Source organism: Marmoricola sp. URHB0036, from assembly GCF_000426045.1.
Classification (GTDB): Bacteria; Actinomycetota; Actinomycetes; order Propionibacteriales; family Nocardioidaceae; genus Marmoricola.
The window spans coordinates 43,207-68,776 of the sequence record NZ_AUEP01000019.1 but is presented as its reverse complement, the minus strand read 5'-3'; the positions used below and the strand labels follow the sequence as shown (position 1 = coordinate 68,776).

The following is a 25,570-nucleotide window of genomic DNA, read 5'->3' as shown; positions in this document are numbered from 1 at the left end:
CGCCTAGGCTGGCCCCCGTGACGCCGCCTCCGCCGAGCAACAAGCCCGGCCAGAAGCCCGGCCAGAAGCATGGCCGGAAGCCCGTGCGCAGACCGACGAATCTGCAGCGTCGCTCCCAGCTCGCGGGAGAGGCCGCGGCCGCCATCGCCGAGGTGGAGAGTGCTCTCAGCGTCGAGGCCGACCCGACCTCGGCGGCCTTCTTCGACGTCGACAACACCGTCATGCAAGGCGCCTCGATCTTCCACCTCGCGCGCGGGCTGCACCGCCGCGAGTTCTTCACCACCCGCGACATCCTCGGTGCGGCGTGGAAGCAGGCCTACTTCCGCCTCGTCGGTGTCGAGGACCCCGAGCACGTCGCCGACGCCCGCGCGTCCGCCCTCTCCTTCATCGCCGGGCACACCGTCAGCGAGCTCGAGGCGCTGGGCGAGGAGATCTTCGACGAGCGGATGGCGCACCGCATCTGGCCCGGCACCCGCGCACTCGCACAGCTCCACCTCGACCAGGGCCAGCGCGTCTGGCTGGTCACCGCGGCGCCGATCGAGATCGCGACGATCATCGCCCGACGGCTCGGCCTGACCGGCGCGCTCGGCACCGTCGCCGAGCACGTCGACGGTGTCTACACCGGAGCGCTGGTCGGCGAGATGCTGCACGGCTCCGCGAAGGCGGTGGCGGTACGCGAGCTGGCCGACCGGTTCGGGCTCGACCTCGAGCGCTGCTCGGCGTACTCCGACTCCTACAACGACCTGCCGATGCTCAGCGCCGTCGGCGACCCGTGCGCGATCAACCCCGACCACCGGCTGCGCGAGCACGCCCGCGCCAACGGCTGGCGCATCCGCGACTACCGCACCGGCCGGAAGGCGGCCCGGGCCGGCGTCTTCACCGCCGCCGTGGCGGGCGCCGTCGCGGGCACCGTGGCCGCCGGGGCAGCCATTCGCCGCAAGGTCTCCTAGTCGAGGCGACCGGCCAGTCGTCCCAGCAGTGGCGCGACCGCGACGATCTGCTCCAGCTCCTCCTCGGTGAACCCCGACGACAGCCCTGCCGCCAGCTGCTCGGCACGCGGGGTCCGTCCTCGCACGACCGTCTCGCGACCGGCCCTGGTCACCGTCAGCAGCACCCGGCGACCGTCCGCGCGGTCGCGCTGGCGCTTGAGCAGGCCGCGCCCCTCGAGCGAGTCGACCACCGCGCCCATCGACTGTGGCCGCACCTGCTCGGCCCGAGCGAGGTCGGCCACGGTCAGCGAGGCGTCTCCGGCCAGCCGGGTCAGGGCGGAGGCCTCGGTCGTGGTCAGCTCACCGCTCAGCGGGCGCTGGCGCAGACGTCGGGCCAGCCGGTGGACGTTGTCGACCAGTGCGTCGGCGGCCCGGTCGATCAGCTCGTCGGAGGGCATCTCGACAGGGTACCTGCTCAGGCTTCCTTCTATGATTTTCCGGCATATCCGTCCGAAGCCGTGGTATGCCTCACGAACCGGTTCCCAAGTGCACTACCGGCGCGTAGCATCGAGGCGGTCAGGAGGGGCACCGACACGCCCGGTCGGTGAGGGATGTAACGCATGGGACTACACGATCTACAACGCGGTCTGGACGCGCTGCGTCGTGCCCTCGTTGAGGTCCTGGACTCCGGCTTCGACAGTCTCGACCCCCTCCCCCTCACGACGTACGACGGCCCGCTGCGCCGCCCCGCCCGCGCCCCTGACCTGCCCTGGCTGCTCGCCCAGACCAGCCAGTCCGCCGCGCCGGCCACCACCAGCGCCGGCCACCACGACGACTCCGCCTTCGCCACCTCCTCGGTCCAGGACGAGGCCGAGGGCAGCCGTCTGATCGCACTCGTCGAGCTCGCCCGCGGCGGCGATTCCGAGGCCTTCGGGCAGCTCTACGACCACTACCAGGCCAGCGTCTACCGCTTCCTCTACTACCGGGTCGGCTCGGTGCCCCTGGCCGAGGACCTCACCGCCGAGACCTTCTTCCGGGCGCTGCGCTCGATGAGCTCGTTCCGTTGGCAGGGCAAGGACTTCGGTGCGTGGCTGATGACGATCGCCCGCAACCTGACCACCGACCACTTCAAGGCCGGCCGCACCCGCCTGGAGTCCACCACCGAGGACATGAGCACCCTCGACAGCACCGCCGAGGGCCCCGAGGGTGCGGTCCTGGCCTCGCTGACCAACGAGGCGCTGCTCGAGGCGCTCAGCCAGCTGCCCACCGAGCAGCGCGAGTGCCTGGTGATGCGGTTCCTGCAGGGTCTCTCGATCGCGGAGACCGCCGACGTGCTGGGCCGCAGCTCCGGCGCGGTCAAGCAGCTGCAGCTGCGCGGCGTACGCAACCTGGCCAAGATCCTGCCCGAGGGGATGCGATGAAGCACCCCACGTTGATGAGCAGCCTCGCGAGCGTCCGAATTGTCAGTATGCGAGATGGTGTAGACCAGAGCGTGGACACCGCTCGTCAGCCCATAACTTCCGCTGCAAACCCCTCGTTGGGCCGGTTGTCAGAGTGCACGCCCCTCAGCGGAGAAACCGCTGATCGACACGACACCAACATCCCGATCCCAGGAACGCACCCATGACACCCCTCTTCCCCGCACAGCGAGCGGCCGAGGAGTTCGAACGAGTCCTCTCGGGCACCGCAGACGACGCTGTGACCACGAGGTACGCCGAGCTCCTCGGTGCCGTCCAGCAGCTGCGCGCACTTCCCGAGGTCACTCCCCGGGCCGAGTTCGTGGGCGACCTCCGCTCACGGCTGATGACCGCTGCCGAGACCGAGCTCGCCGGCGCTCCCACGACCACGCTCCGGGCGGTTCCCTCGCTGCCCGAGGAGCGCACCAAGCGCCGCAACCGCCGCCTCGGGACGATCGCGGCCTCGCTCGTCGTCGTCGGCGGCACCGCCGGGATGGCAGCCGCGGCCTCCGGCTCACTCCCGGGCGAGACGCTCTACCCGATCAAGCGCGGCATCGAGCAGGTCACGACCGCCGCCCACTTCGGCGACGCCAGCCAGGGCCGGGCACTGCTCGGCCAGGCCGCGACTCGGCTCGAGGAGGTCCGCGCCCTGCAGGCCGAGGGCAACGCCGACCCCGACGTCATCTCCCAGACGATGGACGCCTTCCGCACCGCTGCCGACTCCGGCTCGGAGAAGTTGTTCTCGAGCTACCAGTCCAGTGGCGACCAGGCCGACATCACCGCGGTGCGTGACTTCACCGCTGCGCAGATGGCCGACGTCTCCGCCATGTCGACGGGGGCCGACACGGCGACCAACGACCTGTTGGTCGACGCCGCCGACACCCTGGCCGACATCGACGCGCAGGCACGCAACCTGTGCGGCGCCTGCGCCCCGACCAGCCCGCTGGCACCGCCCAACGCGCTGAGCGCCGGGGCGGGAGCCGCCACCGTGGCCAACCTGCTCGCCAGCCCGGTCAGCCAGGTCAAGACCGAGGCCGCCACGATCGCTGCCGCTCGCGCGGCGCACATCAAGGCCCTCAGTGCGAACGCGGAGAGCGAGGCCAGCAAGTTCTCGCTGCTCCCCGCAGGCACCAACCCTGACGGCACCCCCAACTACTCCCTCCCCAGCACGCCCGGCAGCGCCGAGAACCCCATCACCAACGTGATCACCCCCGACGGCAAGCTGCTGCCGACGGTCACCAGCGGAGCCGCAGCTGCGGTCCCGGATCTCGTCTCCGGTGTCACCAGCACGGTCAGCACCGCCACCAACGGCGCGACCGACCCGCTCACCAAGCCGCTGGACGACACCACCAAGAAGGTCGGCGACGCGGTGGGCGACACCGTCGACACGCTCACCGGCCTCCTGCCCTGAGGCTCCCTAGCCTCCCGCGCCGACGCTGCCGCGGGCGCTGACGACCAGGTAGCGGTCGTCCTCGACGTCCCGCCCCCAGTACGTCGCTTCGGTGAGCCTGGTCAGCGCCGCCGGACGTCCGCCGGACTCGACCAGCGAGACCGTCTCCTCGGCCGAGAGGCCCACGTCGTCGGACCACCGGCCCTCCACGAGCAGCAGTGTCCCGCCGGGCACGAGCAGCTCCACCCATCGTCCGAGCGCCACGGCCGGGTCGGGCATGGCCCAGAGCACGTGCCGACACAGCACCACGTCGTACGCCGCCTCCGGCAGTGGTGGCGCGAAGGCATCCCCGAGCACGAAGCTCACACCCGAGTGATCGCCTGCCTTGGCCCTGGCCCGCTCCAGCATCTTCGGCGAGAAGTCGACCCCGTCGACCCGATAGCCCTCCTCAGCCAGGAGGAGCGTCAGGGTGCCGGTGCCGCAGCCGAGGTCAGCGACCCTCGAGGGGCAGCAGGGAGCCGGTCGAGCAGCAGCCGCCGCCAGGCCGCGCGCACTCCTGGATCGCGCAGTCCGTGGTCCGCGGGCTCGTCGAAGGTGTCGGCCTCAGCGTCCCAGGCCTCGATCTCCTCGGCCGTCGACATCGCGGGGTCAGGAGAAGACGGAAGAGCGCTTCATCAGCAGGGCGTAGAGCGTCTGCTGGATCGACTCGCGGACCTGGTCGGTCACGTTGAACACCAGCATCGGGTCGTCGGCCGCGCCCACGTCGTACTCGTCGGTGCGGATCGGCTCGCCGAACTCGATCAGCCACTTCGAGGGCAGCGGGATCAGGCCCAGCGGCCCGAGCAGCGGGAACAGCGGCGTGATCGGCAGGTAGGGCAGGCCGAGCAGCCGCGCCAGCGACGGGATGTTGCCCACGAGGGGGTAGATCTCCTCGGCGCCGACGACCGACGTCGGGATGATGGGTACGCCGGTCCGGATGGCCGCCGAGACGAATCCACCGCGCCCGAACCGCTGCAGCTTGTAGCGCTCGCTGAACGGCTTGCCGATGCCCTTGAACCCCTCGGGCCAGACGCCGACGAGCTCGCCCCCGCGGAGCATCCGCTCGGCGTCGTCGTTGCTGGCCAGGGTCGCGCCACCCTTGCGCGCCAGGTCACCGACGAACGGCAGCCGGAAGACGAGGTCGGCGCCGAGCGGGCGCAGGAACCGGCCGGTGTGGTCGCGGATGCTGACCGCGGTCATCAGCCCGTCGACCGGGACCGTGCCGGAGTGGTTGGAGACGACGAGTGCACCGCCGGTGGCGGGGATGTTCTCCGCGCCACGGACCTCGACCCGGAACCACTTCTGCGCGATCGGGCGCAGCGCGGCCAGCATGAAGCGCTCGGTGATCTCCTGGTCGAAGCCGTAGTCGTCGACGGTGTAGTCACCGGTGAGCCGACGCCGCAGGAAGGCGAGGAAGTGGGCCAGCCGGGGCTCCCAGTTGTCCCCGAACAGCTCCTTGGAGGCCGAGGTGAGCGCCGCCAGCCACTCCAGCGGCGGGATGCCGGGGGCGGGGTGGCGGTGGTCGGCGGTCACCGGCGCACGATCCGGCAGCGATGTGTCGTGGTCGTCCGCGGTGGTCGAGCCCGTCTGCGGCAGCGCGGCCGGGGCGGTCTTCCTGGCCTGCTTCGGCTGCACCTGCTGTGCCGGCACCCGCACGTCGTCGGGGCCGGGCTCGGAGACGGCAGGGCTCGGCTGTCGGGCGGCCGGACGTCGGGCGGGCGCCTTGGCAGCAAGACTGCGGCTGTTGGAGGACGGCTTCTCGTCACCGGTGCCGCGCCCGGGCTTGCCGCGCGTGCCGATCGGGATGATCTCGGCATCACCCACGGCTGCCCCTTCCGGAGGTGAGCGCGCCCACCAGCGCGGACTCGGTGGCCAGGACGCGCTCGGGGCCGAAGATACCGGGCGTCACCGAGCTGGCGAAGTCGGCGAAGGCCTCGGCGGTGGTGAAGCTGGGCTCGAAGCCGAGCATGGAACGCATCCGGGTGGTGTCCAGACCACGACCGAAGGTCAGGAAGGCCACCTGCTCCGGGGAGAAGTCCGCGCGCCGGGTCTGCCGGATGGCCGAGCCGAAGGTCGGGACGGCGAACCCCGGCAGCGGCAGCGAGGGCCGGCCGAGGCGGCGCACGGCCTGGGCGAGGGTGAGGATGCCGTCACCGGCCACGTTGAAGGTGCCGGTCACGTCAGTCACGGTGGCGTGCTCGAGCACGTCGAGGGCGTCCTGCTCGTGCAGGAACTGCAGCCGCGGGTTGAAGCCGAGCACGGTCGGGATCACCGGGAGCCGGAAGTAGCCGGTCATCGCCGAGGTGATGCGGGGGCCGATCACGTTGGCGATCCGGAGCGTCGTCACCGCGACGTCGGGACGCCGACGGCCGAAGCCGCGGGTGTAGGACTCGACCTCGGTGATGTCCTTGGCGAAGCCGCTGGTCGCGAGACGCTTGGCGTTCATGCCCTCGGTGAACATGGCCGGGTCGCGGTTGGAGGCGCCGTACACCGCGGCGCTGGACTTCAGCACCAGCTTGCGTACGTCGGGAGCCTGCTGGCACGCCGCGAGCAGCTGCATCGTCCCGATGACGTTGAGCTCCTTCATCGAGGTGCGACCACCGGAGGCGGCCGGTGTCGCGGCGACGCTGGTGTGCACGACGGTGTCGACGCGCTCGCGCACGATCACCTTCGCGATCACGGGGTTGCGGATGTCGGCCCGCACGAAGTCGGCTCGTCCGAGGTCGCCACGAGGCGGCACCGTGTCGATGCCGATGACCCGATCGACCACCGGCGACTTCGACAGCTGCGCCGCGAAGCGACGCCCGAGATCGCCGGCAACGCCGGTGACGAGGACAACCTGACCCATGACTGGTCTCTCGGAGGTGGTGCCTACTTGCCGAGACGGCGACGCTGCACGCGCGTCTTCTTCAGCAGCTTGCGGTGCTTCTTCTTCGCCATGCGCTTGCGACGCTTCTTGATGACAGAACCCACGTTTAACCAATCCGTTCGATGTGCCCAGGCAGGGACGTGACGCGTCCCTGTTCGAAGGGCACAGCCTATCCGCCCACCGGGGGTGGGGCCGAATCGGTCCGGGTGCTCTCGGTCAGCGGTCGGGTGCGGGCTCAGCCGGCGTCGAAGAAGCTGCTCTTGAGGTACTCGTTGACGTCGTCCTCGCTGACGCGGAACGAGCGACCGACGCGGACCGCGGGCAGCTCACCGTTGTGGACCAGTCGGTAGACGGTCATCTTCGAGACGCGCATGACGGCCGCCACCTCGGCAACGGTCAGGAACTTCACGTCGGAGATGTCTCCGGGAATGTTCGTGGGCATGGCGCACCGTGCTTTCTTGTCGCACGTCCCACAGCTTCCCCACTGTGGACCACACGTGCGGTCTGAGGAGAAATATAGGGCCAGATGTGGCCAATGTGCCAGAGATTCCCCAAAGTGGCCAGTGAGACGTCGGCGTGTCCGCTTGCGCCGGAACCGGTTCAGGCTCTCACAGCTGCGGGTCGAGGCCGTTCCAGGGGAACACGGAGTCGCGGGTGGCCTGCACCGCCCGGTCCAGCCAGGTGTCGGGATCGTAGCCCTCGCGCCAGTCGCGGAAAGCGGGCGTGCGTCCGTCGGTCATCCGCGAGGGAGGGCGTACGCCGAGCTGACTGCTGACTTCGCTGCGCCAAGCCTCGGGTGTCGCCAGGTCCACGTCCAGCGGCCGGCCCGAGACCACCGAGAGCAGGTGCGTCCACGCCCGCGGCACGACCTCGACGACGGCGTAGCCTCCGCCGCCGAACGCCACCCAGCGTCCGTGTGCCGCCTCGTGGGCCAGGTCGTGCAGTGCCAGGTAGCTGGCCCGCTGCCCGTCGACGCTGAGCGCGAGGTGGGCGAGCGGGTCGTCCCGATGGCTGTCGCAGCCCTGCTGGGTGACCAGCACGTCCGGAGCGAACTCCCTGACCAGCGGCGGCACCACGGCGTGGAACGCGCGCAGCCAGCCGGCGTCGGCCGTGCCCGGTGGCAGCGCGACGTTGACCGCCGAGCCCAGGGCGTCCGGTCCGCCGGAGTCGGCCGGGAAGCCGGTGCCGGGGAAGAGCATCTGGCCGGTCTCGTGCAGGGAGATGGTGAGCACACGCGGGTCGTCGTAGAAGATCGCCTCGACGCCGTCGCCGTGGTGGACGTCGACGTCGACGTAGGCCACCTTCTCGGCGCCGTTGTCGAGCAGCCACTTGATGGCCACGGCCACGTCGTTGTAGACGCAGAACCCGCTGGCCCGGTCGGGCATCGCGTGGTGCAGGCCGCCGGCGATGTTGGCGGCGTGGTCGACAGCCCCGGTCCACACCTGTCGCGCCGCCTCGATGCTGGCGCCGACGACATGGCGCGAGGCCTCGTGCATCCGGGGGAAGGTGGGGTCGTCGTCGGTGCCGAGTCCGCGGCTGAGGTCGTGCCGGGTCGGGTCGGCCCCGGCCGCCATCACCGCCTCGATCAGGGCCGGTTCGTGGACGGTGGCCAGGTCGTCCTCGGTGGCATCGGGCGCTGCGACCCGCGGCAGGTGGTGGAGTACGCCGAGCCCCTCGGCCAGCGCGACGGTCAGGTCGACGCGGATCGGGTTCATCGGGTGGGTCGGACCGAAGTCGTAGGCGGTGAGCGACTCGTCGTACACCAGGCAGGCGCGGCAGGTCGGCTCCATGGCGCGGACGCTACTCGCCCGGATCAGTGATCGGACGGCGCCCAGCCGGCCTTCGCCCTGTCCGCGCGATCACTTACGGCGGGCGACGACCACTCCGTCGGCCTGGGCGACCACCTCGAACTCGCCGCTCTGGAGCAATGCGGCGAACCCTCGCCAGGCCGGCACCGGTGCTGGAGCGATCTCGGTGTCGAGCGCGATCCACTCGACCTCGTCGAAGTCCGAGGGCGGCGAGGGAGGTCCGTCGGGACCGATGGTGTCGCCGACCATGTAGAGGTCGGTGCGCAGCGCGATCCGGCTGCCGAGGTCGTCGGAGGCAGCGACCCGGCTGCCGTCCGGGATCTTGGCGAGCACCCGATCGACCGCGGCCGTGCGGGCGGGCGTCTGCCAGAAGTCGGGGTCCCACACCTGCTTGAACGCGAGGTACTGCTGCGGGAGCAACGCCAGCGTGCCGACCACCGCGGCGACCAGTCCGAGCTGACGAACCCGCCCGTGCAGCAGCACCGCACCCTCGATCATGGCGGCGACCGCGATCGGCACCAGCACGACGTCGTACTGGTACCAGGGATCCCAGTAGGTGTAGCGGGCGGAGAGGAACCGCCAGGCGTAGGTCGGCACCGCCACCAGCAGGAGCATCGGCGAGCGCAGCGCCAGCAGCCCGGTCGGCAGCAGCAGGAACACCACGGTGCGCCCCTTGTTGTGCCAGCCCTCGCCGAGGTTGCGCCAGACGTCACCGAGGCTGTGTGGAGCGACGCCCTCGGTGAAGCCGCCGCTCCCGACGGCGTGGGGCAGCCACAGCGCCAGCACCGCGAACGCGACCACCCCGAACGCCATCGCGAACGTCCCGAGGCGCCTCGACCCGCGCAGGAACACCACCAGCCCGAGCGCCGCGACGGTGAGCCCGAGATCCTCCTTGACCAGGACGAGCGGCAGCGCCCAGAGCACCGCTGAGCGATGGTGGCCGCGCACCATGGCGGCCATGCTGAACGCGAGCAGGGGTACGGCGAACGCCACCTCGTGGAAGTCGAAGCCGATCAGCGCGCTGACGCCGGGCGCCAGGCCGTAGCTCACCGCGACCGCCCAGGCCATCCAGCCGCGCACGGCGACCCGCATCAGCGGCACCACCCCGATCGCGACGAGCACCGCCTGGCTGGTCAGCACCGCGATCGGGGACGGCCAGACCAGCACCACGGGCGCGAGCAGCGCCAGGACAGGGCTGAAGTGCAGGGTGGCGGAGGTCGTGTCGGTGACCGGCACGTGGGGCAGGTGGCCGTGGGCGTAGTCGCGGATGACCGACTCGAAGAAGCCGAGGTCGAAGATGTAGGAGTCCATCCGGCGGTACTGCTGGATGGAGATCGCGGCGTACAGCGTGGCCAGCACGACGAACGCCAACGTCACCTGCCAGGCCGGGGTGCGGTCGGGTCGACGGCCGACCGTGCGGTCGGCCACTGCAGGTGCAGTCATCAGTGCTGGTCAGTCATCGGTGGCAGCGAGGGCGACCGACCGGTCGCGTGCGGCCTCCATGGCCGTGATGAACGCTGCCCGCACCTTGTGGTCCTCGAGCTCGCGGATGGCCGCGGCGGTGGTGCCACCCGGCGAGGTCACCTGTTCGCGCAGCACGGTCGGGTGGGTGCCGGTCTCGCGGAGCAGCTTGGCCGAACCGACCACCGTCTGCACGACCAGCTCGGTCGAGGTGCTGCGCGGCAGCCCGAGGTGTACGCCGGCCTCGATCATCGCCTCGACCACGAAGAAGAGGTACGCCGGACCGGAGCCGGAGATCGCGGTCACCGCGTCCTGCTGCTTCTCGGGAACGCGGACGACCCGACCGGTGACCCTGAGCATCCCCTCGGCCCGCGCGAGATGCTCCTCGTCGCAGTGCGTGCCGGGCGAGATCGCGGCCATCCCCTCGTCGACCAGCGCGGGAGTGTTGGGCATGACGCGGACGACCGCGATGCCGTCGGGGATGTGCTTCTCGATGTACTCGGTCGTGATGCCGGCGGCCAGGCTGATCAACAGCTGTCCGGTGTGCAGGTGGGGGGCGATCTCGCTGAGCACGTCGCCCATGTCCTGCGGCTTGACGACCAGCGCGACGGTATCGGCGCGGGCGACCTCGGCGAGGTCGGAGACCACGCGCACGGCGTACTTCGCCCGGAGCTCGACGGCGCGCTCCTCACGCTTCTCTCCGACCATCAGGTCGGCGGCGTCGTGGCCGCCGCGGAGGAGGCCGGAGAGCAGGGTCTCGCCCATCACGCCGGCACCGATGATCGCGACGGTCATGGGGCTCCTTCTTCGGCTACTTCTGCGAGATCAGCGAACGCAGGAAGAATGTCAGGTTGGAGGGACGCTCGGCGAGCCTTCTCATCAGGTAGCCGTACCACTCCTCGCCGTACGGCAGGTAGACGCGCACCTTCTCGCCGGCACTGGCCAGGCGCTTCTGCTCGTCGCCGCGGATGCCGAACAGCATCTGGAACTCGTAGGTCCCGGGCATCCGACCGTTGCGGGTGGCGAGCGCCGAGGCGATCTTGACCAGGCGTGGGTCGTGGGTGGCGACCATCGGGTAGCCCTCGCCGGCCATCAGCACCTTCAGGCAGCGGACGTAGGACTTGTCGACGTCGTGCCGGTCCTGCCAGGCCACGTCCTCGGGCTCGTTGTAGGCGCCCTTGCACAGCCGCACCCGGCTGCCCTCGTAGGCGAGCGCGCGGCAGTCCTGCTCGGTGCGGTGCAGGTAGGCCTGGAGCACCGCGCCGGTCTCGGGGTAGTCCTTGCGCAGCTCGCGCAGCGTCCCGAGGGTGAGGTCGGTGGTGGTGTGGTCCTCCATGTCGAGGGTGACCGTCGTACCCGCATGGCGCGCGGCCTGGCAGATCCGCCGGCCGTTCTCCGTCGCGAGCTTGGGACCGACGTCCGGCAGCGCCTGGCCGATGGCCGAGAGCTTCACGCTCACCTCGGCGTTGCGCGCGAGCCCGGCGTGGCTGAGCCCTTCGAGGAGATCGAGGTAGGCCTGCACGGTGTACTCGGCCTGCGCCTCGTCGAGGGTGTCCTCGCCGAGGAAGTCGAGGGTGACGTGCAGTCCCTCGTCGATCAGGTCATGCGTCGCGCGTACGGCGTCGTCGGTGTGCTCACCGGGCACGTAGCGGTTCACGATGCCGCTGCTCACCGGCATCCGCGTGACGATGTCCTTGACCTGGTGGCTCCGGGCCAGCATCAGGAGTGCTTGTCGCAGCACGTAGGTCCTCCAAGGGATCTGGGGTTCTCGCCACGGTACCGCCGGGGGTTGTTCGTCCCGAAATCGCTGGGGGATCAGACGGACCGGATAGTCCCGAACGAATGGCCCCTCCCGAGGCCTGTTTCAGGGGCCGATCGCTCGGGACTATCCGGCTTGGTCGCACCTAGGCTCCTCGCGTGACCATCGACATCGCGATCTGGAAGCAGGGCGGGAGGCTGTCGGACGCGGCGGCGTACGCCGAGTTCGAGCGCCGCTTCGAGGACAGCGACCCCCGTTTCCCGAACTACCGCGAGCCGGTGGCGGAACTGACCCGTCTCGCGGACCTGCTGGAGGCTGCCTTCCCGGATCCCCCGTGGGAGGACCTCCGCGACTCCCTCGACGGCGAGTTCGTCTACCTGACCATCGGATCGGACGGCTACCAGGAGGTCGAGGACTTCCTGGCAGCGGAGGCGCCCAAGCTGGGACTGCTCGTGTTCAGCCCGTTGAGCGAGTCCGTCGTGGCCCAGTCCTAGTTCCCGGTAGTCCCGAACGAATGGCCCCTCTTGAGGCCCGTTTGGAGGGCCGATCGCTCGGGACTATCGGGGAGGGTTGACTGGGCCCATGACCGAGGCAGGGGACGACGTACGAGAGTTCTGGCGGGTGCTGGAGCCGATCCATGCGGTGGTGTACTTCGCGCCCGAGCCGCTGGCCGCGTTGCGGGAGGCGGGGTACCGGGGGTTCTGGATGGGGTACTTCGCCAACCGGGCGGCGCCGCTGGGGCCGGTGGGGCCGCAGGTGGTGCACGCGCTGTTCTACAACTTCGGCTGGGAGCGGGTGGCCCGGGCGCTGCCGGCGGCGTGGGAGTTCGCTCCCCCACCCGCTGCCCTGAGCGCCCGCGCCGACGGGTCGGTGGCGGCGCTGCGTCGAGCCCTCGCCGACCTCGCCGACGAGCCGGCGGTGGCCAGGGCCGCCGAGCTCGCCACCCGAGCCGCAGTCGCCGCGCCACTGGAAGGTCGCACGCTCTTCGCCGCCAACCACGCGCTGCCGGTGCCCGAGGAGCCGCTCGAGCGGTTGTGGCACGCCGCCACCCTGTTGCGCGAGCACCGGGGAGACGGACACGTGGCGGCGTTGCTGGCAGCCGGCATCACGGGCCGGGAGGCCCACGTGTTCCACGCCGTGGCGGTCGGTACGCCGAGCGAGGTGTACACGCTGGCCCGCGACTTCACCGAACAGGAGTGGGACCGCCGGCTCACGGCTCTGCGCGAGCGGGGACTGGTCGACGGCGACGCCCTCACCGAGCAGGGGCGGGATCTCCACGCGCAGATCGAGGACACGACCGACCGACTGGCCGCACCGGCGTACGACGTGTTGAGCGCCGACGAACGCGCCGAGCTGCTCGAGCTGCTGCGCCCCGTGGCTGCGGCCGTCGTACGCGCCGGAGACCTCCCGCTGGACTCGCCGATGGGCCTCGACCTGCGTGACTACTCTCCGAACTCATGAGCGACGAGCACGAGCTCCCCGAGCACGCGGCGCGCAACCGGGAGCACTGGGACGAGATGGCGGCCGGGTACGTGTCGGCGGGCGAGCGGCAGTGGGGAGCGACCGAGGCGTCGTGGGGCATCTGGAACATCCCCGAGTCCGAGCTGCACCTGCTCGACGGGGTGGAGGGGCTGGATGCGATCGAGCTGGGGTGCGGGACGGCGTACGTCTCGGCCTGGCTCGCACGACGCGGCGCCCGTCCGGTCGGCATCGACAACTCCCCCAACCAGCTCGACACGGCCAGGCGACTCCAGCACGCGCACGGGCTGGAGTTCCCACTGCTGCTGGGCAATGCCGAGCACGTGCCCTACCCGGACGCGTCCTTCGACTTCGCCATCTCCGAGTACGGCGCTTGCCTGTGGGCCGACCCGTACGTCTGGGTGGCGGAGGCCGCTCGACTGCTGCGGCCCGGCGGACGTCTCGTCTTCCTCACCAACGGCTACCTGCTGATGCTGTGCGCACCCGACGACGAGGACGAGCCGGCCACCGACCGGCTGCTGCGCTCGTCGTTCGGGATGCACCGGTTCGAGTGGCCGGACGACCCGTCGGTCGAGTTCCACCTCGCCCACGGCGACTGGGTCCGGGTGCTGCGCGCGAACGGGTTCGAGGTCGAGGACCTGATCGAGCTGCAGGCACCGGGTGATGCGACCTCGAACGCCATGTTCGTCAGCCCCCAGTGGGCCCAGCGCTGGCCGAGTGAAGAGGTGTGGATCGCCCGCAAGCGCGGCTGACCTTCGCTCGTGTCACACCAGGGCTGTCGATCGTCGTACGGGAGCGCCCTCACGTGACACGAGGTCGGTTTCCCCGGGCGCCCGGGGAAACTTGTCAACTCCTGAGCCTCACGCCGACTGCCGCCGCAACGTCAACGCACCCAGGGCGAGCGCGGCCACGACGTACGCCGAGATGATCGCGATGTCGCCCCACACCTCACCGGTCTCGGTCGAGGAGGCGACCTTCTGCATCGCGTCGACGGCGTAGGACAGGGGCAGCACGTCGGAGATCACCTCGAGCGTCCGGGGCAGCTGGTCGCGCGGGACGAACAGCCCGCAGAGCAGCAGCTGCGGGATCACCACCGCTGGCATGAACTGCACGGCCTGGAACTCGGTGCGCGCGAAGGCCGAGACGAACAGGCCCATCGCCGTACCCAGCACCGCGTCGACGACCGCGACCACCATCAGCATCCAGGTCGACCCGATGATCGTCAGGTCGAGCACCCACACGCACAGTCCCACCGCCAGCGCGGACTGCACCGCAGCCACGACACCGAAGGCGATCGCGTAGCCGAGCAGGAAGTCGAGCTTGCCCATCGGCATCGCCAGCAGCCGTTCGAGGGTGCCGGACGTGCGCTCGCGCAGCGTCGTCACCGAGGTGACCAGGAACATGATGATGAACGGGATGAGTGCCAGCAGGGCTGGCCCGAGGCTGGAGAAGCCGTTGCCCGGAAGGCCGTCGAACATCCACCACAGCAGCGTCATCAGCGCGCACGGCAGCACGAGCAGCATCGCCAGGGTGCGGTGGTCGCGCCGCAGCTGCGTCAGGACGCGGGTGGTGACGGCGCCGGTCGACCGGACGCTCAGGGCGCTGGTGGTGCTCATGTCGTGGGGTGATTTCATGCCGCTGCCTCCTCGTGCCGGACGATGGAGAGGAATGCCTGCTCGATGTCCTCGGTGGAGGTGGAGGCGAGCAGTCCCTCCGGGGTGTCGTCGGCGATCAGCCGGCCCTCGCGCATCAGCAACAACCGGTCGCAGCGGGAGGCCTCGTCCATGACGTGGCTGGAGACGAGTACGCCGGCACCCGCGTCGGCCAGCCGGTGAAAGGTCTCCCACAGCTCGACGCGGAGCACCGGGTCGAGCCCGACAGTCGGCTCGTCGAGCACCAGCAGCGCCGGCTCGCCGAGCAGGGCGACCGCCAGGGAGACCCGCGACCGCTGCCCCCCGGAGAGACGACTGACGATGCTGGCGCGGTTGTCGCCGAGCTTGACGAGGTCGACGCACTCGTCCACCCGGCCCGGGGCCACTCCGAGGATCCGCGCGAAGAAGCGGAGGTTCTCGGTGACGGTGAGGTCGTCGTACACGCTCGGCTGCTGGGTGACGTAGCCGATCCTGTCGCGCAGCGACGCGCTCCCGGCCGGGGAGCCGAACACCTCGACGTCACCCCCCGTGATCCGCTGCACGCCGACGATCGCGCGCATCAGCGTGGTCTTCCCGCACCCGGACGGCCCGAGCAGGCCGGTGACCTGTCCCGACTTGACGAAGACGTCGAGGTCGCGGAGGACCTCGTTGCCCCCGCGGGCGACGCGGAGGCTGCGCACGGACACGGCGTTATTCATCATGTGATGAATTAAACGACCCGGAACGGTGCCCGTCAAGGGTCGAGCGGCAGCTCTCCGGTCAGGTAGCGCTGGATCGTCGGGCCGTACGCCGCCACCAGCGTCCCCTGCTCCATCGACGCCAGCGGCTCGATCCGGAGCACGTAGCGGCACATGATCAGGCCGATCATCTGGCTCGCCACCAGGGGCAGGCGCACCTCGGGGTGGTCGATGCCGAGTGCTACTCCCACCGGGCCGAGCACGACCGGGACGAAGCCCTCGCTGAGCAGCCGCTCCCCGGGTGGGTCCAGCACGCTGCGGAACAGACCCAGGAACGCCAGCTGGTTCTCGGGGTCGTCCCAGACGCTGAGGAAGATGCGCAGCATGGCCTCGGCAGCGCCCTCGGGGCCATTCGCCAGCACCGGGGCCAACAGCTCGCGCGGGTCGACGGGCAGCTGCAGTGCCGCCATGAACAGGTCGTCCTTGGTACCGAAGTAGTGATGGACGAGGGACGAGTCGACGCCGGCGTCGGCGGCGATGGCGCGGATCGAGGTGTTGCCGAAGCCCCGCGCGGCGAAGAGCGCCCTCGCCGCCGCCAGGATCTCGGCCCGGGTGTCCGGAGCACCCGGCCTGCGCCCCCGGCTCATGCACCAGCCGCGGCGAAGTGCAGCCGGCTGAAGGCGAGCGACTCCAGCAGGTCGGCCTCGCGCGTCTCGCGGTCACCGGCCTTGCGCGTGTTGATCTCCACGACGATGTGGCCCTCGAAGCCACGGCCGGCGAGCAGCTCGAGGAACCGGCCACACGGCTGGTTGCCATGGCCGGGCACGAGGTGCTCATCCTTCGGCGAGCCACTGCCGTCGGTCATGTGCACGTGTCGCAGCCGGTCACCGAGCCGCTCGGCCATGGCGATCGGGTCGGACTTCGCGGTGGCGGCGTGGGACAGGTCGATGGTGGTGTTGGCGTACTGCTCCTGGGACGGGTCCCACCCGGGTTGGTAGACCTTCATCTCGCGGCGCGAGGTCGCTCGCCAGGGATACATGTTCTCGACCGCGAAGGCGATGCCCGTACGACGCTCGAGGTCGGCGATCCCCTCGACGAATCCGGTCGCGTAGTCGCGCTGCCACCGGAACGGCGGGTGCACCACCACGACATCGGCGTCGAGCTCCTTGGCCATCTCGGCGCTCCGCTCGAGCTTCACCCACGGGTCGGTGCCCCACACCCGCTGGGTGATCAGCAGGCAGGGCGCGTGCACGGCGCAGACCGGCACCTGGTGGTAGTCGCGCAGCGCGCGCACCTTCTCGACGCTCTGGCTGACCACGTCGATGCTGACCATCACCTCGACCGCGTCGTAGCCGAGCCGCTCGGCGTAGTCGAAGGCGTGCGTGGTGGTCTCGGGGTAGACCGAGGCGGTCGACAACGCGAACTGGGGAGCCACCGAGGACCGCCCCCTCAGCCGTGCGCGCTGAGCTGGTCGAGGCGGTCGAGGATCACGCCTTCGCGCAGCGCCCACGGGCAGATCTCGAGTTCCGGCAGGTCGAAGACATCCATCACGGCGGCCGCGACGAGCGCCCCGGCGACGACCTGGTGGGCCCGACCGGCCGAGACCCCGGGCAGCTCACCGATCTCCTCGCGGCTCATCTCGACGAGCTTGGGGATCCACTCCCCGAGGTCGGCGGCAGTCAGGATGCGGCGTACGAACAGTCCCTCGCTGGAAGGCGCGGCTCCGCAGATCCGGGCCAGCGAACGGAAGGTCTTCGAGGTCGCCACTGCGTGGTCGGGAGCGCCGCCACGCAGCAGGGTGCCGGCGTCGTGGGCGATCTCGGTGCGGATCTGCTTGCGCAGCTTGCGCATCTGCTTCTCACCGAGCGGCCCGTCGGCGAAGTGCTCGCGCGTCAGCCTCCCGGCGCCCAGGGGCAGAGACCAGGCGACGTCCGGCGACTCGGCGCTGCCGCCGGCGACCTCGAGGGAGCCACCGCCGATGTCGAAGACGGCCAGCCGTCCCGAGGACCAGCCGAACCAGCGGCGTACGGCGAGGAAGGTCAGGCGCGCCTCGTCCTCGCCGGGCAGCACCTTGATCTGGACACCGGTGCGCTCCTCCACGTGGGCGAGCACCTCGTCGCAGTTGCCGGCGTCGCGGACCGCAGAGGTGGCGAAGGAGTAGATCTCCTCGCAGCCCTTGTCCTCGGCCAGGTCGAGGGCGTTGCCCACGAACTCGGTGAGCGCGTCGATGCCGCGCTGACTGACGTCGCCGTCCTTCTCGAGGTGCTCGGCCAGGCGCAGCTCCTCCTTGTAGGAGGAGGCCGGCAGGGGGGCCGCGCCTCGGTAGGCGTCCACCACGAGCAGATGCCCCGTGTTGGAGCCGATGTCGAGCACACCGAGGCGCATGCCCCCACGGTATCGGGCCGATCGTTTCCCTGCCGGGGATAGGGTTCCCGTCGTGCCAGAGGTCGATCTCGTCTTTCCCCGTGCCTGGATCGAGTTCCAGGACCCAGCTGACTCCGATCAGGTGTTCCGCTGCGACCTGACCTGGCTGACCTCCAACTGGACGTGCATCTTCGGCAACGGCTGCCCCGGCATCTACGCCGACGCACCGGAGGCCGGCTGCTGCACCCTCGGCGCGCACTTCTCCGACAAGGACGACGAGGAGCGGGTCGCCGAGTGGGTCGACCGCCTCGACGACGAGGGCTGGGAGAACCGCCCCGCGGCCATCGGCAAGCGCGGCAAGGTGACCCGCAAGGGCTGGACCGAGACCGACGACGAGGGCGAGCGCAAGACCCGGGTCGTCAAGGGAGCCTGCATCTTCCACAACTCGCGTGAGTTCCCTGGCGGGTACGGGTGCGCCCTGCACGGGCTGGCCCTGCGCGAGGGCGTGCACTTCGTCGAGACCAAGCCGGACGTGTGCTGGCAGCTCCCGCTGCGTCGTACCTTCCGCGACGTCGAGCGCCCGGACGGGACCACCTACACCGAGGTCTCGATCGGCGAGTACGACCGTCGTGGCTGGGGTCCCGGCGGGCACGACCTCGACTGGTACTGCTCGGGCAACACCGAGGCGCACGTCGGCGCCGAGCCCGTCTACCAGTCCAGCGCCACCGAGCTGATCGCGCTGATGGGACAGGCCGGGTACGACGTACTGGCCGCCCGGTGCGAGGCCCATCTGCGCTCGCGTTCGGCCCTCGCGCTGCACCCCGCGTCGACGACGTCCTGACCCCCGGTGTCCGACGCATATCCGCGCCGGGTGAGAATCAACCATGCGTCTCGACCACATCGTGTTTGCGGCCGGGCCCGGAGGGCTGGTGGGTACGACCTCCCGACTCGCGCCACTGCTCGGCGAGCAGTTCGTGACCGGAGGCATCCACCCACGGTTCGGCACCCGCAACGCCATTCTCCCGCTGACTGACAACACCTACTTCGAGGTCGTCGAGGTCCTCGACCACCCCGCGTCCGACAAGGCGCCCTTCGGCCAGGCCGTCCGCGCTCGCTCCGAGCTCGGCGGCGGTTGGCTGGGCTGGGCCGTGGCTGTCGACGACATCCGGCCCCACGAGGCCCGGCTCGGCCGCGAGGCCGTGAACGGCAACCGGCACCGGCCCGACGGCACCGAGCTGCTCTGGAAGCAGCTGGGAGTGCGGGGACTCCAGGCCGACCCGCAGCTGCCGTTCTTCATCGAGTGGGACGTCGATGCGTCGTTGCACCCGAGCACCGGCGCCACCGGCAGCGTGTCGTTGGAGTGCCTCGAGATCGCCGGCGACCCCGCCCGCGTCTCGGAGTGGCTCGGCCAGTCGGTCGACGCGCCCCTCGAGGCCGTGAAGGTCGAGTGGGTCGCCCCCAACGGCACCCCCGGGATCGTGGCCGCCCAGTTCCAGACCCCCAACGGGCTCGTCCGCATCTGATCCGGGGTGGCCGACCCCGACCTGGCTCCGGGAGCCATCCCGAGCCCGAACATCTGGAACCACCCGCAGGTCTACGAGGTCGAGAACCGCGCCGTCGACCGCGCAGGTGCGATCACCTCGCTGATGCAGCGCCTCGCACCGTGGGAGGGTCGCGACCTGCTCGACATCGGCTGCGGCACCGGCTTCCACCTCCCCGCCTTCGCGGCTAGGGCCGGCACTGTCATCGGGATCGAACCGCACGGCGACCTGGCCGCGATCGCCAGGCGTCGGATCCGCCGGGTGCCCAACGCCACCGTCGTGCACGGCTCGGCCGAGGCCCTGCCGCTCCCCGACGAGTCGGTGGACGTGATGCACGCGCGCTGGGCCTACTTCTTCGGACCGGGGTGCGAGCCTGGCCTGGCCGAGCTCGACCGGGTGATGCGTCCGGGCTCGCGCGGCTTCGTGATCGACAACGACCCGAGCCGGTCGACGTTCGGCCAGTGGTTCCGGCTGGGCTATCCCCAGGTCGACTACGTCGAGACGGCGGCGTTCTGGGCCGACCAGGGATGGGAGCGGCACGGCGTCGACATGGCGTGGACCTTCGACTCGCGCGAGGATCTCGAGTCCGTCGTACGCATCGAGTTCGCGGAGGCCGTGGCCGAGGAGATCCTCGCTGGCCACGAGGGCACCTCGGTCGACTACGCGGTCAACGTGTGGACCCGGGTGTGGTGACTACGACCTGAGGCTCGAGGGGCGTACGACGAGCGACGGTCGCAGCATCCGGCCCTTGTCGCCTATCGGCTTGTGGGCGAGCACGAGGTGCAGGATGCGCACCAGCTCGACCGCGACCTCCTCGAGCGGCTGACGCACCGAGGAGAGCCCCGGCCAGGTGACCTGAGCGGCCAGCGAGTCGTCGAAGCCGACGACGCCGATGTCACGACCGGGACGCAGCCCGCGCTCCGCACAGGCGTGGAGCACGCCGATCGCGAGCGTGTCGCTCGCGCAGGCAAAACCGGTGACCGACGGGTCCTCCAGCAGCTCGTGAGCGGCGAGCCGCGCGGCGTCGACGTTGTCGGTGATGCGTACGCCGAGACCGCGCGTGTCCTGACCGGCGGCCTGCATCCCGCCCTGCCAGCCGCTGCGCCGGTCTTCACCGATGCGCGAGGTCTTCTCCCAGCCCAGCCAGGCGATCCGTCGGTGACCCTGCTCGAGGAGGTGCTCGGTGGCGAGCCGGGCACCGTGGGCGCCGTCGACGTCGGTCCAGGCGTGGTCGGCGCCGGGCTCGTCCCAGGGCCGTCCGAAGGCCACGAAGGGAGCACCCCGCTCGCGCAGGAAGCCGGCCTGCGGTGTGCCGGCGTAGGTGTCGGTGACAACGAAGGCGTCCACGGCGGTGGAGCGCAGCAGGTCGTCGTACCCGTCGAGCGGGTCCTTGGAGTCCCCCGAGAACAGCAGCACGTGGTGTCCGGTGCGTGAGGCCGCCTCGGTGAGGCTGTGCAGGAACCGGTCCATCAGCGCGTTGCTGGTGCCCTCCTGCGCCGGCTCGAAGCGCAGCCCGATCAGGTGGGACGAGCGGGTGCGCAGCTGCCGGGCAGCCCGGTTGGGCGAGTAGCCGAGGCGTTCGATGACCGACTGCACGCGGACCAACGTCTCCGGCCGCAGCAGCTCGGGGTTGTTCAGGGCGTTGGAGACGGTCTGTCGGGAGACACCGGCCTCGTCGGCCACCGTCGCGAGGGTCGGCGGCGTCGGCGGCGCGGACAGGTGGCGTCCGCGCGGTGCCTCCGTCCGACTCTCCGGGCGGCTCGTCGGCTGGGTCATGCGTCTCCCCCAGGGCTCTTGATCGTTCCAATCCTAGACGGGAGCGGTTCCCGCAGGCACGTCGTACCCCGGAAGTGTCGGTCCACTCGCCTAGCGTGCGGCCATGGCGAAAGCGACCGCGAAGGCTCCCCGACCCAGCTATCACTGCAGCGAGTGCGGCTGGGAGACCGGCAAGTGGGTCGGGCGCTGCGGCGAGTGCCAGTCCTGGGGCACGGTCGTCGAGCGTGCGGCCGCGAAGAGCCGGGTGCAGGCCGGCCCGGTCACCGCGCCGGCACGCCCGATCGGCGAGGTGCCGATCGAGGACTCCCTGGCCCGCACCAGCGGTGTGCCCGAGCTCGACCGGGTGCTCGGCGGAGGCCTCGTCCCGGGCGCTGCCATCCTCATCGCCGGCGAGCCCGGGGTCGGCAAGTCCACGCTGCTGCTCGAGGTGGCCGCGCAGACCGCCCGGCTGCGCCACCGGGTGCTCTACGTGACGGGCGAGGAGTCCGCCGCCCAGGTGCGGATGCGCGCCGACCGCACCGGCGGCATCCAGGACGAGCTCTACCTCGCCGCCGAGACCGACCTCGGGGCCGTCCTCGGTCACGTCGAGGAGGTCAAGCCCACCTTGCTCGTCATCGACTCGGTGCAGACGATCAGCGCCGGCGACGTCGACGGGGTCCCCGGCGGGGTCACCCAGGTCAAGGAGGTCTCCGCAGCCCTGATCCGGATGGCCAAGCTGCGCAACATCACGCTCGTGATCATCGGCCACGTCACCAAGGACGGCACCATCGCGGGCCCGCGCGTGCTCGAGCACCTCGTCGACGTCGTCCTCCACTTCGAGGGCGAACGCACCTCCCGGCTGCGCATGGTGCGCGCCATGAAGAACCGCTACGGCCCGGTCGACGAGGTCGGCTGCTTCGACCTCTCGGCCGAGGGCATCGAGGCGATCACCGACCCGACGGGCCTGTTCCTCGACACCCGCCACGGGCCGGTCCCCGGCACCTGCGTGGCCGTCGCCCTCGAGGGTCGTCGGCCCCTGCTCAGCGAGGTGCAGGCGCTGGTCACCCACAGCGCCGGCGAGCGACCGCGGCGTACGACGTCGGGTGTCGACTCGGCGCGCGTGGCGATGATCCTGGCCGTGCTCCAGCAGCACGCCGGCATCCGGCTGCACAGCTTCGACGTGTTCGTCTCCAGCGTCGGCGGCGCCCGGCTGACCGAGCCGAGCAACGACGTCGCCATCGCGCTGGCCATCGCCTCGGCGTGGCTGGGGCGGCCGTTGGCCCGCAACGTGGTCGCGGTCGGCGAGCTCGGGCTGTCCGGTGAGCTCCGCCGCGCCCGCGACATGGGCGTGCGGCTGGCCGAGGCCGGACGGATGGGCTTCCGGTCGGCCCTGGTGCCCGCGGTCACCCCCGAGAGCGCCGGCAACAGCAGGGTGCTCGACGGCATGCGGGTGGTCGACGTGGACAACATCGCGCGAGCACTGAGCCTGCTGGGGTTGGAAAAGGGTGACAGTGCGACCGAGGCACTCCCCTAGACTCTGCACGTGGCTTCCCCCGACGACGACGCAACCCGCCTCCGGGCGACACTGGCCGTCATCGCCCCCGGCACCTCGCTGCGTGACGGGCTCGAACGCATCCTCCGCGGCCGCACCGGCGCCCTGATCGTGCTGGGCCACGACGCCGCCGTCGAAGGAATCCTCACCGGCGGCTTCACCCTCGACGTCCCCTTCACGCCCACCGCGCTGCGCGAGCTGGCCAAGATGGACGGCGCCCTCGTCCTCGACCGCGACATCTCCCGCATCCACCGGGCCAACGTGCACCTGATGCCCGACCACACCATCCCCTCGGAGGAGACAGGCACCCGTCACCGCACGGCCGATCGGGTGGCCAAGCAGACCGGTGCGCCGGTCATCTCGGTGTCGCAGTCGATGCAGATCATCGCGATCTACGTCGGCGGGATCCGCTACGTCCTCGAGGACTCCGGATCCATCCTGGCCCGAGCCAACCAGGCCCTGGCGACGCTCGAGCGCTACAAGGTGCGCCTCGACGAGGTCTCCAGCACCCTGTCGGCCCTCGAGATCGAGGACCTCGTCACCGTCCGCGACGTCGCTGTGGTGGCCCAGCGCCTGGAGATGGTCAGCCGGATCGCCCGCGAGATCGACGACTACGTCAACGAGCTCGGCTCCGACGGTCGCCTGCTCTCCCTCCAGCTCGAGGAGCTGGTCACCGGGGTCGAGGCCGAGCGGAGCCTGGTGGTGCGCGACTACCAGTCCGGTGGCCGTCGTACGAAACCGGCCGAGGAGGTCCTCGCCGAGCTCGAGGCACTCTCGCCCGCCGACCTCGTCGACATCGCCTGCGTCGCCCGCGCCCTCGGCCTGGGCCAGGGCGAACACCTCGACGGCGCGGTCACGCCCCGCGGCTACCGCCTGCTGGCGAAGGTCCCCCGGCTGCCGACGGCCGTCGTCGACCGCCTGGTGGACCACTTCGAGACCCTCCAGAAGCTGCTGTCGGCGAGCGTCGAGGACCTCCAGATGGTCGACGGCGTCGGGGAGCTGCGCGCCCGCAGCGTCCGCGAAGGACTCTCCCGCCTCGCCGAGTCCAGCATCCTCGAGCGCTACGTCTAGCAGCTCCCGGCGGCATTGTCGCCGCCACACTTCGAGCCCTTGCCGGCGACGGTTGAGCTCGGCGTGGACGTGGCCTTCGACTTCGGCGCCGACGAGGTGTTGGCCGAGGGCGACCGGCTCGGCTTCGGCTTGGCCGTCTTGGTGATGACGTGCGTCGGCGCCCGGGTCACCTCGAACTGGGTGTCGGTCGGCGTCGAGCCGAGCACCGCCGCGAAGGCGTGGTAGTAGCCGGCGTTGGCCCAGGGGGCGGTCCGGCTGCAGGTGTCGTCGGAGCGTCGTCCGTTCCACACGACGTTGACGTACGTCGGGACGCCGTTGCGCACCACCACGTCGGCCGGCTTGATGGAGTCGGGGCAGTCCTGGCTCGACCAGATCCGGTCGCTGCCACTGGTGATCTTCACGACCACGCTCTCCGGCGAGACCTTGAAGGTGCAGGCCGGCTGGATCCCCTGCAGGCCCAGCCGGATGGTGATGTCGCCCGCTCCCCATGCCCGCGGGACGGACGGCAGCACGCTCACCTCGTCGTCCTGGCACTCACCGCTCGGCGGCAGCAGCGGTCCCTTGGAGGCCTTGGTGGTGCCCGGACTGGTCGAGGGCGCCACCGGGCCGACCGTGGGCGCAGACGACGAGGGCTGGCCCTGCTGGGCAGCGGTGCTGGCCTCGACGCCGGAGCCGGCGGGATCCTGACCGTTTCCGCCCAACAGCTTGCCGATCCCGAAGACCAGCAGGAGCGCGACGCCGAGCACGAGACCTCGGCGGACCCAGTAGACGCGCTGGGGCAGCCGACCACGCGGATGCCGTACAGAGCCCATGCGCGCCACGGTAGTGAGGCATCGGTGCCGATCGGTGGTGCAACGCCGGGCGCACCCTGCCTCACCCGGTCATGTTTGATGGGCGACGACATGAGCGACCTGCACGAGCCGATCCTGCGGTGGTACGACGAGCACGCCCGCGACCTTCCCTGGCGGGGTCCCGGGGCCACGCCGTGGGCGGTGATGGTCTCGGAGTTCATGCTCCAGCAGACCCCGGTCGCACGGGTGCTGCCCGTCTTCGAGAGCTGGATGTCGACCTGGCCGACGCCGGCCGCGCTGGCCGGGTCGCCGAGCGGCGAGGCGGTGCGCGCGTGGGGAAGGCTCGGGTACCCGCGGCGGGCACTCCGACTGCACGCTGCCGCACTGGCGATCGTCGAGCGGCACGCCGGCGAGGTGCCGGCGTCGTACGACGACCTGATCGCACTGCCCGGGGTCGGCGACTACACGGCGAGCGCCATCGCCTCGTTCGCGTTCGGGGGCCGTCACGCGGTGCTGGACACCAACGTCCGCCGCGTCTTCGCTCGTGCCGTCGCCGGCGGGGAGTTCCCCGCCCCAGCGGTCACGAAGGCCGAGCGGGTCCTCGCCGAGTCGCTCGTGCCCGAGGAGCAACCGGCCACCTGGGCGGTCGCGGTGATGGAGCTCGGCGCCCTCGTGTGCACTGCCGCCAACCCGTCCTGTCCGCAGTGCCCGATCCAGGACCAGTGCGCCTGGAACACGTCCGGTCGACCGGCGTACGACGGACCGCCCCGGCGCGGCCAGGCCTGGGCCGGCACCGACCGGATGGTCCGGGGACGGCTGATGGCCGTGCTCCGGGACGCAGAAGGCTCGGTCTCCCGCGACCGGCTGGAGGCGGCCTGGAGCGAGCCGGTGCAGCGCGAACGTGCCCTGAAAAGCCTGATCGCCGACGGTCTCCTCGTGGAGACCGCCGGCGATCGGTACGCCCTACCGGGTTGAC

Annotated in this window: 30 protein-coding genes; 12 read left to right on the top strand and 18 right to left on the bottom strand. The window is 70.9% G+C overall.

What is annotated here, in order from left to right; all coding sequences use genetic code 11:
• Window positions 1-83 precede the first annotated feature (83 nt).
• On the top strand, window positions 84-950 hold the full coding sequence (locus H976_RS0119670; protein WP_027862936.1) for an HAD family phosphatase: 867 nt from the start codon (window positions 84-86) through the stop codon (window positions 948-950).
• On the opposite strand, the gene H976_RS0119665 is transcribed toward H976_RS0119670, so the two are convergent.
• Window positions 947-1,387: a MarR family winged helix-turn-helix transcriptional regulator gene (locus H976_RS0119665; protein WP_027862935.1), complete on the bottom strand. Its 441-nt coding sequence runs from the start codon at window positions 1,385-1,387 to the stop codon at window positions 947-949. The two genes, H976_RS0119670 and H976_RS0119665, sit on opposite strands and share 4 nt — an antisense overlap.
• 162 nt (window positions 1,388-1,549) lie before the next feature.
• On the opposite strand from H976_RS0119665, the gene H976_RS0119660 reads away from it, so the two are divergent.
• Both H976_RS0119660 and H976_RS29120 read left to right on the top strand, forming a co-directional pair.
• On the top strand, window positions 1,550-2,350 hold the full coding sequence (locus H976_RS0119660; protein ID WP_027862934.1) for a sigma-70 family RNA polymerase sigma factor: 801 nt from the start codon (window positions 1,550-1,552) through the stop codon (window positions 2,348-2,350).
• Between the two features lie 202 nt (window positions 2,351-2,552).
• Window positions 2,553-3,797, top strand: a complete 1,245-nt coding sequence (locus tag H976_RS29120) for a DUF5667 domain-containing protein (RefSeq protein WP_027862933.1) — start codon at window positions 2,553-2,555, stop codon at window positions 3,795-3,797.
• 6 nt (window positions 3,798-3,803) lie between these two features.
• Here the strand turns inward: H976_RS29120 and H976_RS27430 are convergent, their stop codons facing one another.
• From H976_RS27430 to H976_RS0119610, 10 genes are all read right to left on the bottom strand, one after another.
• The gene (locus H976_RS27430) at window positions 3,804-4,232 is read right to left on the bottom strand and encodes a class I SAM-dependent methyltransferase (protein WP_231389000.1); all 429 of its coding nucleotides are present in this window, start codon (window positions 4,230-4,232) and stop codon (window positions 3,804-3,806) included.
• An 8-nt stretch (window positions 4,233-4,240) separates the two neighbouring features.
• On the bottom strand, window positions 4,241-4,417 hold the full coding sequence (locus H976_RS30470) for a hypothetical protein (RefSeq protein ID WP_196804147.1): 177 nt from the start codon (window positions 4,415-4,417) through the stop codon (window positions 4,241-4,243).
• A gap of 7 nt (window positions 4,418-4,424) precedes the next feature.
• Window positions 4,425-5,639: a lysophospholipid acyltransferase family protein gene (locus H976_RS0119645; protein ID WP_027862932.1), complete on the bottom strand. Its 1,215-nt coding sequence runs from the start codon at window positions 5,637-5,639 to the stop codon at window positions 4,425-4,427.
• Entirely contained in the window at window positions 5,632-6,663 is a 1,032-nt protein-coding gene (locus H976_RS0119640) for an NAD-dependent epimerase/dehydratase family protein (protein WP_027862931.1), read from the bottom strand. Before H976_RS0119640 ends, H976_RS0119645 begins: the two co-directional genes overlap by 8 nt.
• Before the next feature lie 23 nt (window positions 6,664-6,686).
• Entirely contained in the window at window positions 6,687-6,788 is a 102-nt protein-coding gene (locus H976_RS29690; RefSeq protein WP_081683056.1) for a 30S ribosomal protein bS22, read from the bottom strand.
• Between the two features lie 131 nt (window positions 6,789-6,919).
• The gene (locus H976_RS0119630) at window positions 6,920-7,126 is read right to left on the bottom strand and encodes a helix-turn-helix domain-containing protein (protein ID WP_027862930.1); all 207 of its coding nucleotides are present in this window, start codon (window positions 7,124-7,126) and stop codon (window positions 6,920-6,922) included.
• Between the two features lie 166 nt (window positions 7,127-7,292).
• On the bottom strand, window positions 7,293-8,474 hold the full coding sequence (locus H976_RS0119625; RefSeq protein WP_027862929.1) for an acetoin utilization protein AcuC: 1,182 nt from the start codon (window positions 8,472-8,474) through the stop codon (window positions 7,293-7,295).
• 69 nt (window positions 8,475-8,543) lie between these two features.
• Complete coding sequence (locus H976_RS27425) at window positions 8,544-9,935, bottom strand: DUF2079 domain-containing protein (protein ID WP_081683055.1); 1,392 nt, start codon at window positions 9,933-9,935, stop codon at window positions 8,544-8,546.
• Window positions 9,936-9,944: 9 nt separating this feature from the next.
• Window positions 9,945-10,748 (bottom strand): pyrroline-5-carboxylate reductase, encoded by an 804-nt coding sequence (gene proC, locus H976_RS0119615; RefSeq protein ID WP_027862928.1) that lies wholly within the window; start codon window positions 10,746-10,748, stop codon window positions 9,945-9,947.
• Between the two features lie 16 nt (window positions 10,749-10,764).
• Window positions 10,765-11,694 carry a proline dehydrogenase family protein gene (locus H976_RS0119610; RefSeq protein WP_027862927.1) on the bottom strand — a complete coding sequence of 310 codons (930 nt, stop codon included), beginning with the start codon at window positions 11,692-11,694 and terminating at the stop codon, window positions 10,765-10,767.
• Between the two features lie 176 nt (window positions 11,695-11,870).
• Here H976_RS0119610 and H976_RS0119605 point away from each other — a divergent pair, with 176 nt between their 5' ends.
• From H976_RS0119605 to H976_RS0119595, 3 genes are all read left to right on the top strand, one after another.
• Window positions 11,871-12,206: a hypothetical protein gene (locus H976_RS0119605; protein ID WP_027862926.1), complete on the top strand. Its 336-nt coding sequence runs from the start codon at window positions 11,871-11,873 to the stop codon at window positions 12,204-12,206.
• A gap of 88 nt (window positions 12,207-12,294) precedes the next feature.
• Window positions 12,295-13,173 carry a hypothetical protein gene (locus H976_RS0119600; protein WP_027862925.1) on the top strand — a complete coding sequence of 293 codons (879 nt, stop codon included), beginning with the start codon at window positions 12,295-12,297 and terminating at the stop codon, window positions 13,171-13,173.
• Window positions 13,170-13,943: a class I SAM-dependent methyltransferase gene (locus H976_RS0119595; RefSeq protein WP_027862924.1), complete on the top strand. Its 774-nt coding sequence runs from the start codon at window positions 13,170-13,172 to the stop codon at window positions 13,941-13,943. The genes H976_RS0119600 and H976_RS0119595 overlap by 4 nt, the downstream gene beginning before the upstream one ends.
• Window positions 13,944-14,051: 108 nt before the next feature.
• Here the strand turns inward: H976_RS0119595 and H976_RS0119590 are convergent, their stop codons facing one another.
• Genes H976_RS0119590 through H976_RS0119570 form a run of 5 tightly spaced genes read right to left on the bottom strand, consistent with a single transcriptional unit; the run spans window position 14,052 to window position 17,905 of the window.
• Window positions 14,052-14,825: an ABC transporter permease gene (locus tag H976_RS0119590; protein WP_051277110.1), complete on the bottom strand. Its 774-nt coding sequence runs from the start codon at window positions 14,823-14,825 to the stop codon at window positions 14,052-14,054.
• Complete coding sequence (locus H976_RS0119585) at window positions 14,822-15,529, bottom strand: ABC transporter ATP-binding protein (protein WP_231388997.1); 708 nt, start codon at window positions 15,527-15,529, stop codon at window positions 14,822-14,824. Before H976_RS0119585 ends, H976_RS0119590 begins: the two co-directional genes overlap by 4 nt.
• Before the next feature lie 47 nt (window positions 15,530-15,576).
• A complete protein-coding gene (locus H976_RS0119580; RefSeq protein ID WP_027862921.1) occupies window positions 15,577-16,167 on the bottom strand; it encodes a TetR/AcrR family transcriptional regulator in 591 nt (196 codons plus the stop codon).
• Window positions 16,164-16,955, bottom strand: a complete 792-nt coding sequence (locus tag H976_RS0119575) for a sugar phosphate isomerase/epimerase (RefSeq protein WP_027862920.1) — start codon at window positions 16,953-16,955, stop codon at window positions 16,164-16,166. The genes H976_RS0119580 and H976_RS0119575 overlap by 4 nt, the downstream gene beginning before the upstream one ends.
• Window positions 16,956-16,969: 14 nt before the next feature.
• A complete protein-coding gene (locus H976_RS0119570) occupies window positions 16,970-17,905 on the bottom strand; it encodes a Ppx/GppA phosphatase family protein (protein ID WP_027862919.1) in 936 nt (311 codons plus the stop codon).
• 52 nt (window positions 17,906-17,957) lie between these two features.
• Between H976_RS0119570 and H976_RS0119565 the strand changes: the two genes are divergently transcribed.
• Genes H976_RS0119565 through H976_RS0119555 form a run of 3 tightly spaced genes read left to right on the top strand, consistent with a single transcriptional unit; the run spans window position 17,958 to window position 20,118 of the window.
• Window positions 17,958-18,725, top strand: a complete 768-nt coding sequence (locus tag H976_RS0119565) for a hypothetical protein (protein WP_027862918.1) — start codon at window positions 17,958-17,960, stop codon at window positions 18,723-18,725.
• 43 nt (window positions 18,726-18,768) lie between these two features.
• Window positions 18,769-19,407, top strand: a complete 639-nt coding sequence (locus H976_RS0119560; RefSeq protein WP_027862917.1) for a VOC family protein — start codon at window positions 18,769-18,771, stop codon at window positions 19,405-19,407.
• A gap of 6 nt (window positions 19,408-19,413) precedes the next feature.
• Window positions 19,414-20,118 carry a class I SAM-dependent methyltransferase gene (locus H976_RS0119555; protein ID WP_027862916.1) on the top strand — a complete coding sequence of 235 codons (705 nt, stop codon included), beginning with the start codon at window positions 19,414-19,416 and terminating at the stop codon, window positions 20,116-20,118.
• Here H976_RS0119555 and H976_RS0119550 read toward each other — a convergent pair whose 3' ends face one another.
• Window positions 20,119-21,201, bottom strand: coding sequence for a LacI family DNA-binding transcriptional regulator (locus tag H976_RS0119550; RefSeq protein ID WP_081683054.1), 1,083 nt, complete (start codon window positions 21,199-21,201; stop codon window positions 20,119-20,121). It abuts the gene before it with no gap.
• A gap of 103 nt (window positions 21,202-21,304) precedes the next feature.
• Between H976_RS0119550 and radA the strand changes: the two genes are divergently transcribed.
• Window positions 21,305-22,714 (top strand): DNA repair protein RadA, encoded by a 1,410-nt coding sequence (gene radA / locus H976_RS0119545; protein ID WP_027862914.1) that lies wholly within the window; start codon window positions 21,305-21,307, stop codon window positions 22,712-22,714.
• A gap of 9 nt (window positions 22,715-22,723) precedes the next feature.
• The gene (gene disA / locus H976_RS0119540) at window positions 22,724-23,803 is read left to right on the top strand and encodes a DNA integrity scanning diadenylate cyclase DisA (protein WP_027862913.1); all 1,080 of its coding nucleotides are present in this window, start codon (window positions 22,724-22,726) and stop codon (window positions 23,801-23,803) included.
• Here disA and H976_RS0119535 read toward each other — a convergent pair.
• On the bottom strand, window positions 23,800-24,615 hold the full coding sequence (locus H976_RS0119535) for a hypothetical protein (RefSeq protein WP_027862912.1): 816 nt from the start codon (window positions 24,613-24,615) through the stop codon (window positions 23,800-23,802). The two genes, disA and H976_RS0119535, sit on opposite strands and share 4 nt — an antisense overlap.
• A gap of 90 nt (window positions 24,616-24,705) precedes the next feature.
• On the opposite strand from H976_RS0119535, the gene H976_RS0119530 reads away from it, so the two are divergent.
• A complete protein-coding gene (locus H976_RS0119530) occupies window positions 24,706-25,569 on the top strand; it encodes an A/G-specific adenine glycosylase (protein ID WP_027862911.1) in 864 nt (287 codons plus the stop codon).
• The last annotated feature ends 1 nt before the right edge of the window (window position 25,570 follow it).

Excerpts from the sequence above, each read along its gene's own strand:
- H976_RS0119590 (WP_051277110.1), bottom strand. The coding sequence starts at position 14,825 with ATGAAATCACCCCACGACATGAGCACCACCAGCGCCCTGAGCGTCCGG.
- H976_RS29120 (WP_027862933.1), top strand. The coding sequence starts at position 2,553 with ATGACACCCCTCTTCCCCGCACAGCGAGCGGCCGAGGAGTTCGAACGA.
- H976_RS0119550 (WP_081683054.1), bottom strand. The coding sequence starts at position 21,201 with ATGACCCAGCCGACGAGCCGCCCGGAGAGTCGGACGGAGGCACCGCGC.
- proC (WP_027862928.1), bottom strand. The coding sequence starts at position 10,748 with ATGACCGTCGCGATCATCGGTGCCGGCGTGATGGGCGAGACCCTGCTC.
- H976_RS0119535 (WP_027862912.1), bottom strand. The coding sequence starts at position 24,615 with ATGGGCTCTGTACGGCATCCGCGTGGTCGGCTGCCCCAGCGCGTCTAC.
- H976_RS0119625 (WP_027862929.1), bottom strand. The coding sequence starts at position 8,474 with ATGGAGCCGACCTGCCGCGCCTGCCTGGTGTACGACGAGTCGCTCACC.
- H976_RS0119660 (WP_027862934.1), top strand. The coding sequence starts at position 1,550 with ATGGGACTACACGATCTACAACGCGGTCTGGACGCGCTGCGTCGTGCC.
- H976_RS0119530 (WP_027862911.1), top strand. The coding sequence starts at position 24,706 with ATGAGCGACCTGCACGAGCCGATCCTGCGGTGGTACGACGAGCACGCC.
- H976_RS0119595 (WP_027862924.1), top strand. The coding sequence starts at position 13,170 with ATGAGCGACGAGCACGAGCTCCCCGAGCACGCGGCGCGCAACCGGGAG.
- H976_RS0119580 (WP_027862921.1), bottom strand. The coding sequence starts at position 16,167 with ATGAGCCGGGGGCGCAGGCCGGGTGCTCCGGACACCCGGGCCGAGATC.
- H976_RS0119665 (WP_027862935.1), bottom strand. The coding sequence starts at position 1,387 with ATGCCCTCCGACGAGCTGATCGACCGGGCCGCCGACGCACTGGTCGAC.
- H976_RS0119640 (WP_027862931.1), bottom strand. The coding sequence starts at position 6,663 with ATGGGTCAGGTTGTCCTCGTCACCGGCGTTGCCGGCGATCTCGGGCGT.
- radA (WP_027862914.1), top strand. The coding sequence starts at position 21,305 with ATGGCGAAAGCGACCGCGAAGGCTCCCCGACCCAGCTATCACTGCAGC.
- H976_RS0119570 (WP_027862919.1), bottom strand. The coding sequence starts at position 17,905 with ATGCGCCTCGGTGTGCTCGACATCGGCTCCAACACGGGGCATCTGCTC.
- H976_RS27425 (WP_081683055.1), bottom strand. The coding sequence starts at position 9,935 with ATGACTGCACCTGCAGTGGCCGACCGCACGGTCGGCCGTCGACCCGAC.
- H976_RS0119560 (WP_027862917.1), top strand. The coding sequence starts at position 18,769 with ATGCGTCTCGACCACATCGTGTTTGCGGCCGGGCCCGGAGGGCTGGTG.
- H976_RS0119630 (WP_027862930.1), bottom strand. The coding sequence starts at position 7,126 with ATGCCCACGAACATTCCCGGAGACATCTCCGACGTGAAGTTCCTGACC.
- H976_RS30470 (WP_196804147.1), bottom strand. The coding sequence starts at position 4,417 with ATGTCGACGGCCGAGGAGATCGAGGCCTGGGACGCTGAGGCCGACACC.
- H976_RS0119600 (WP_027862925.1), top strand. The coding sequence starts at position 12,295 with ATGACCGAGGCAGGGGACGACGTACGAGAGTTCTGGCGGGTGCTGGAG.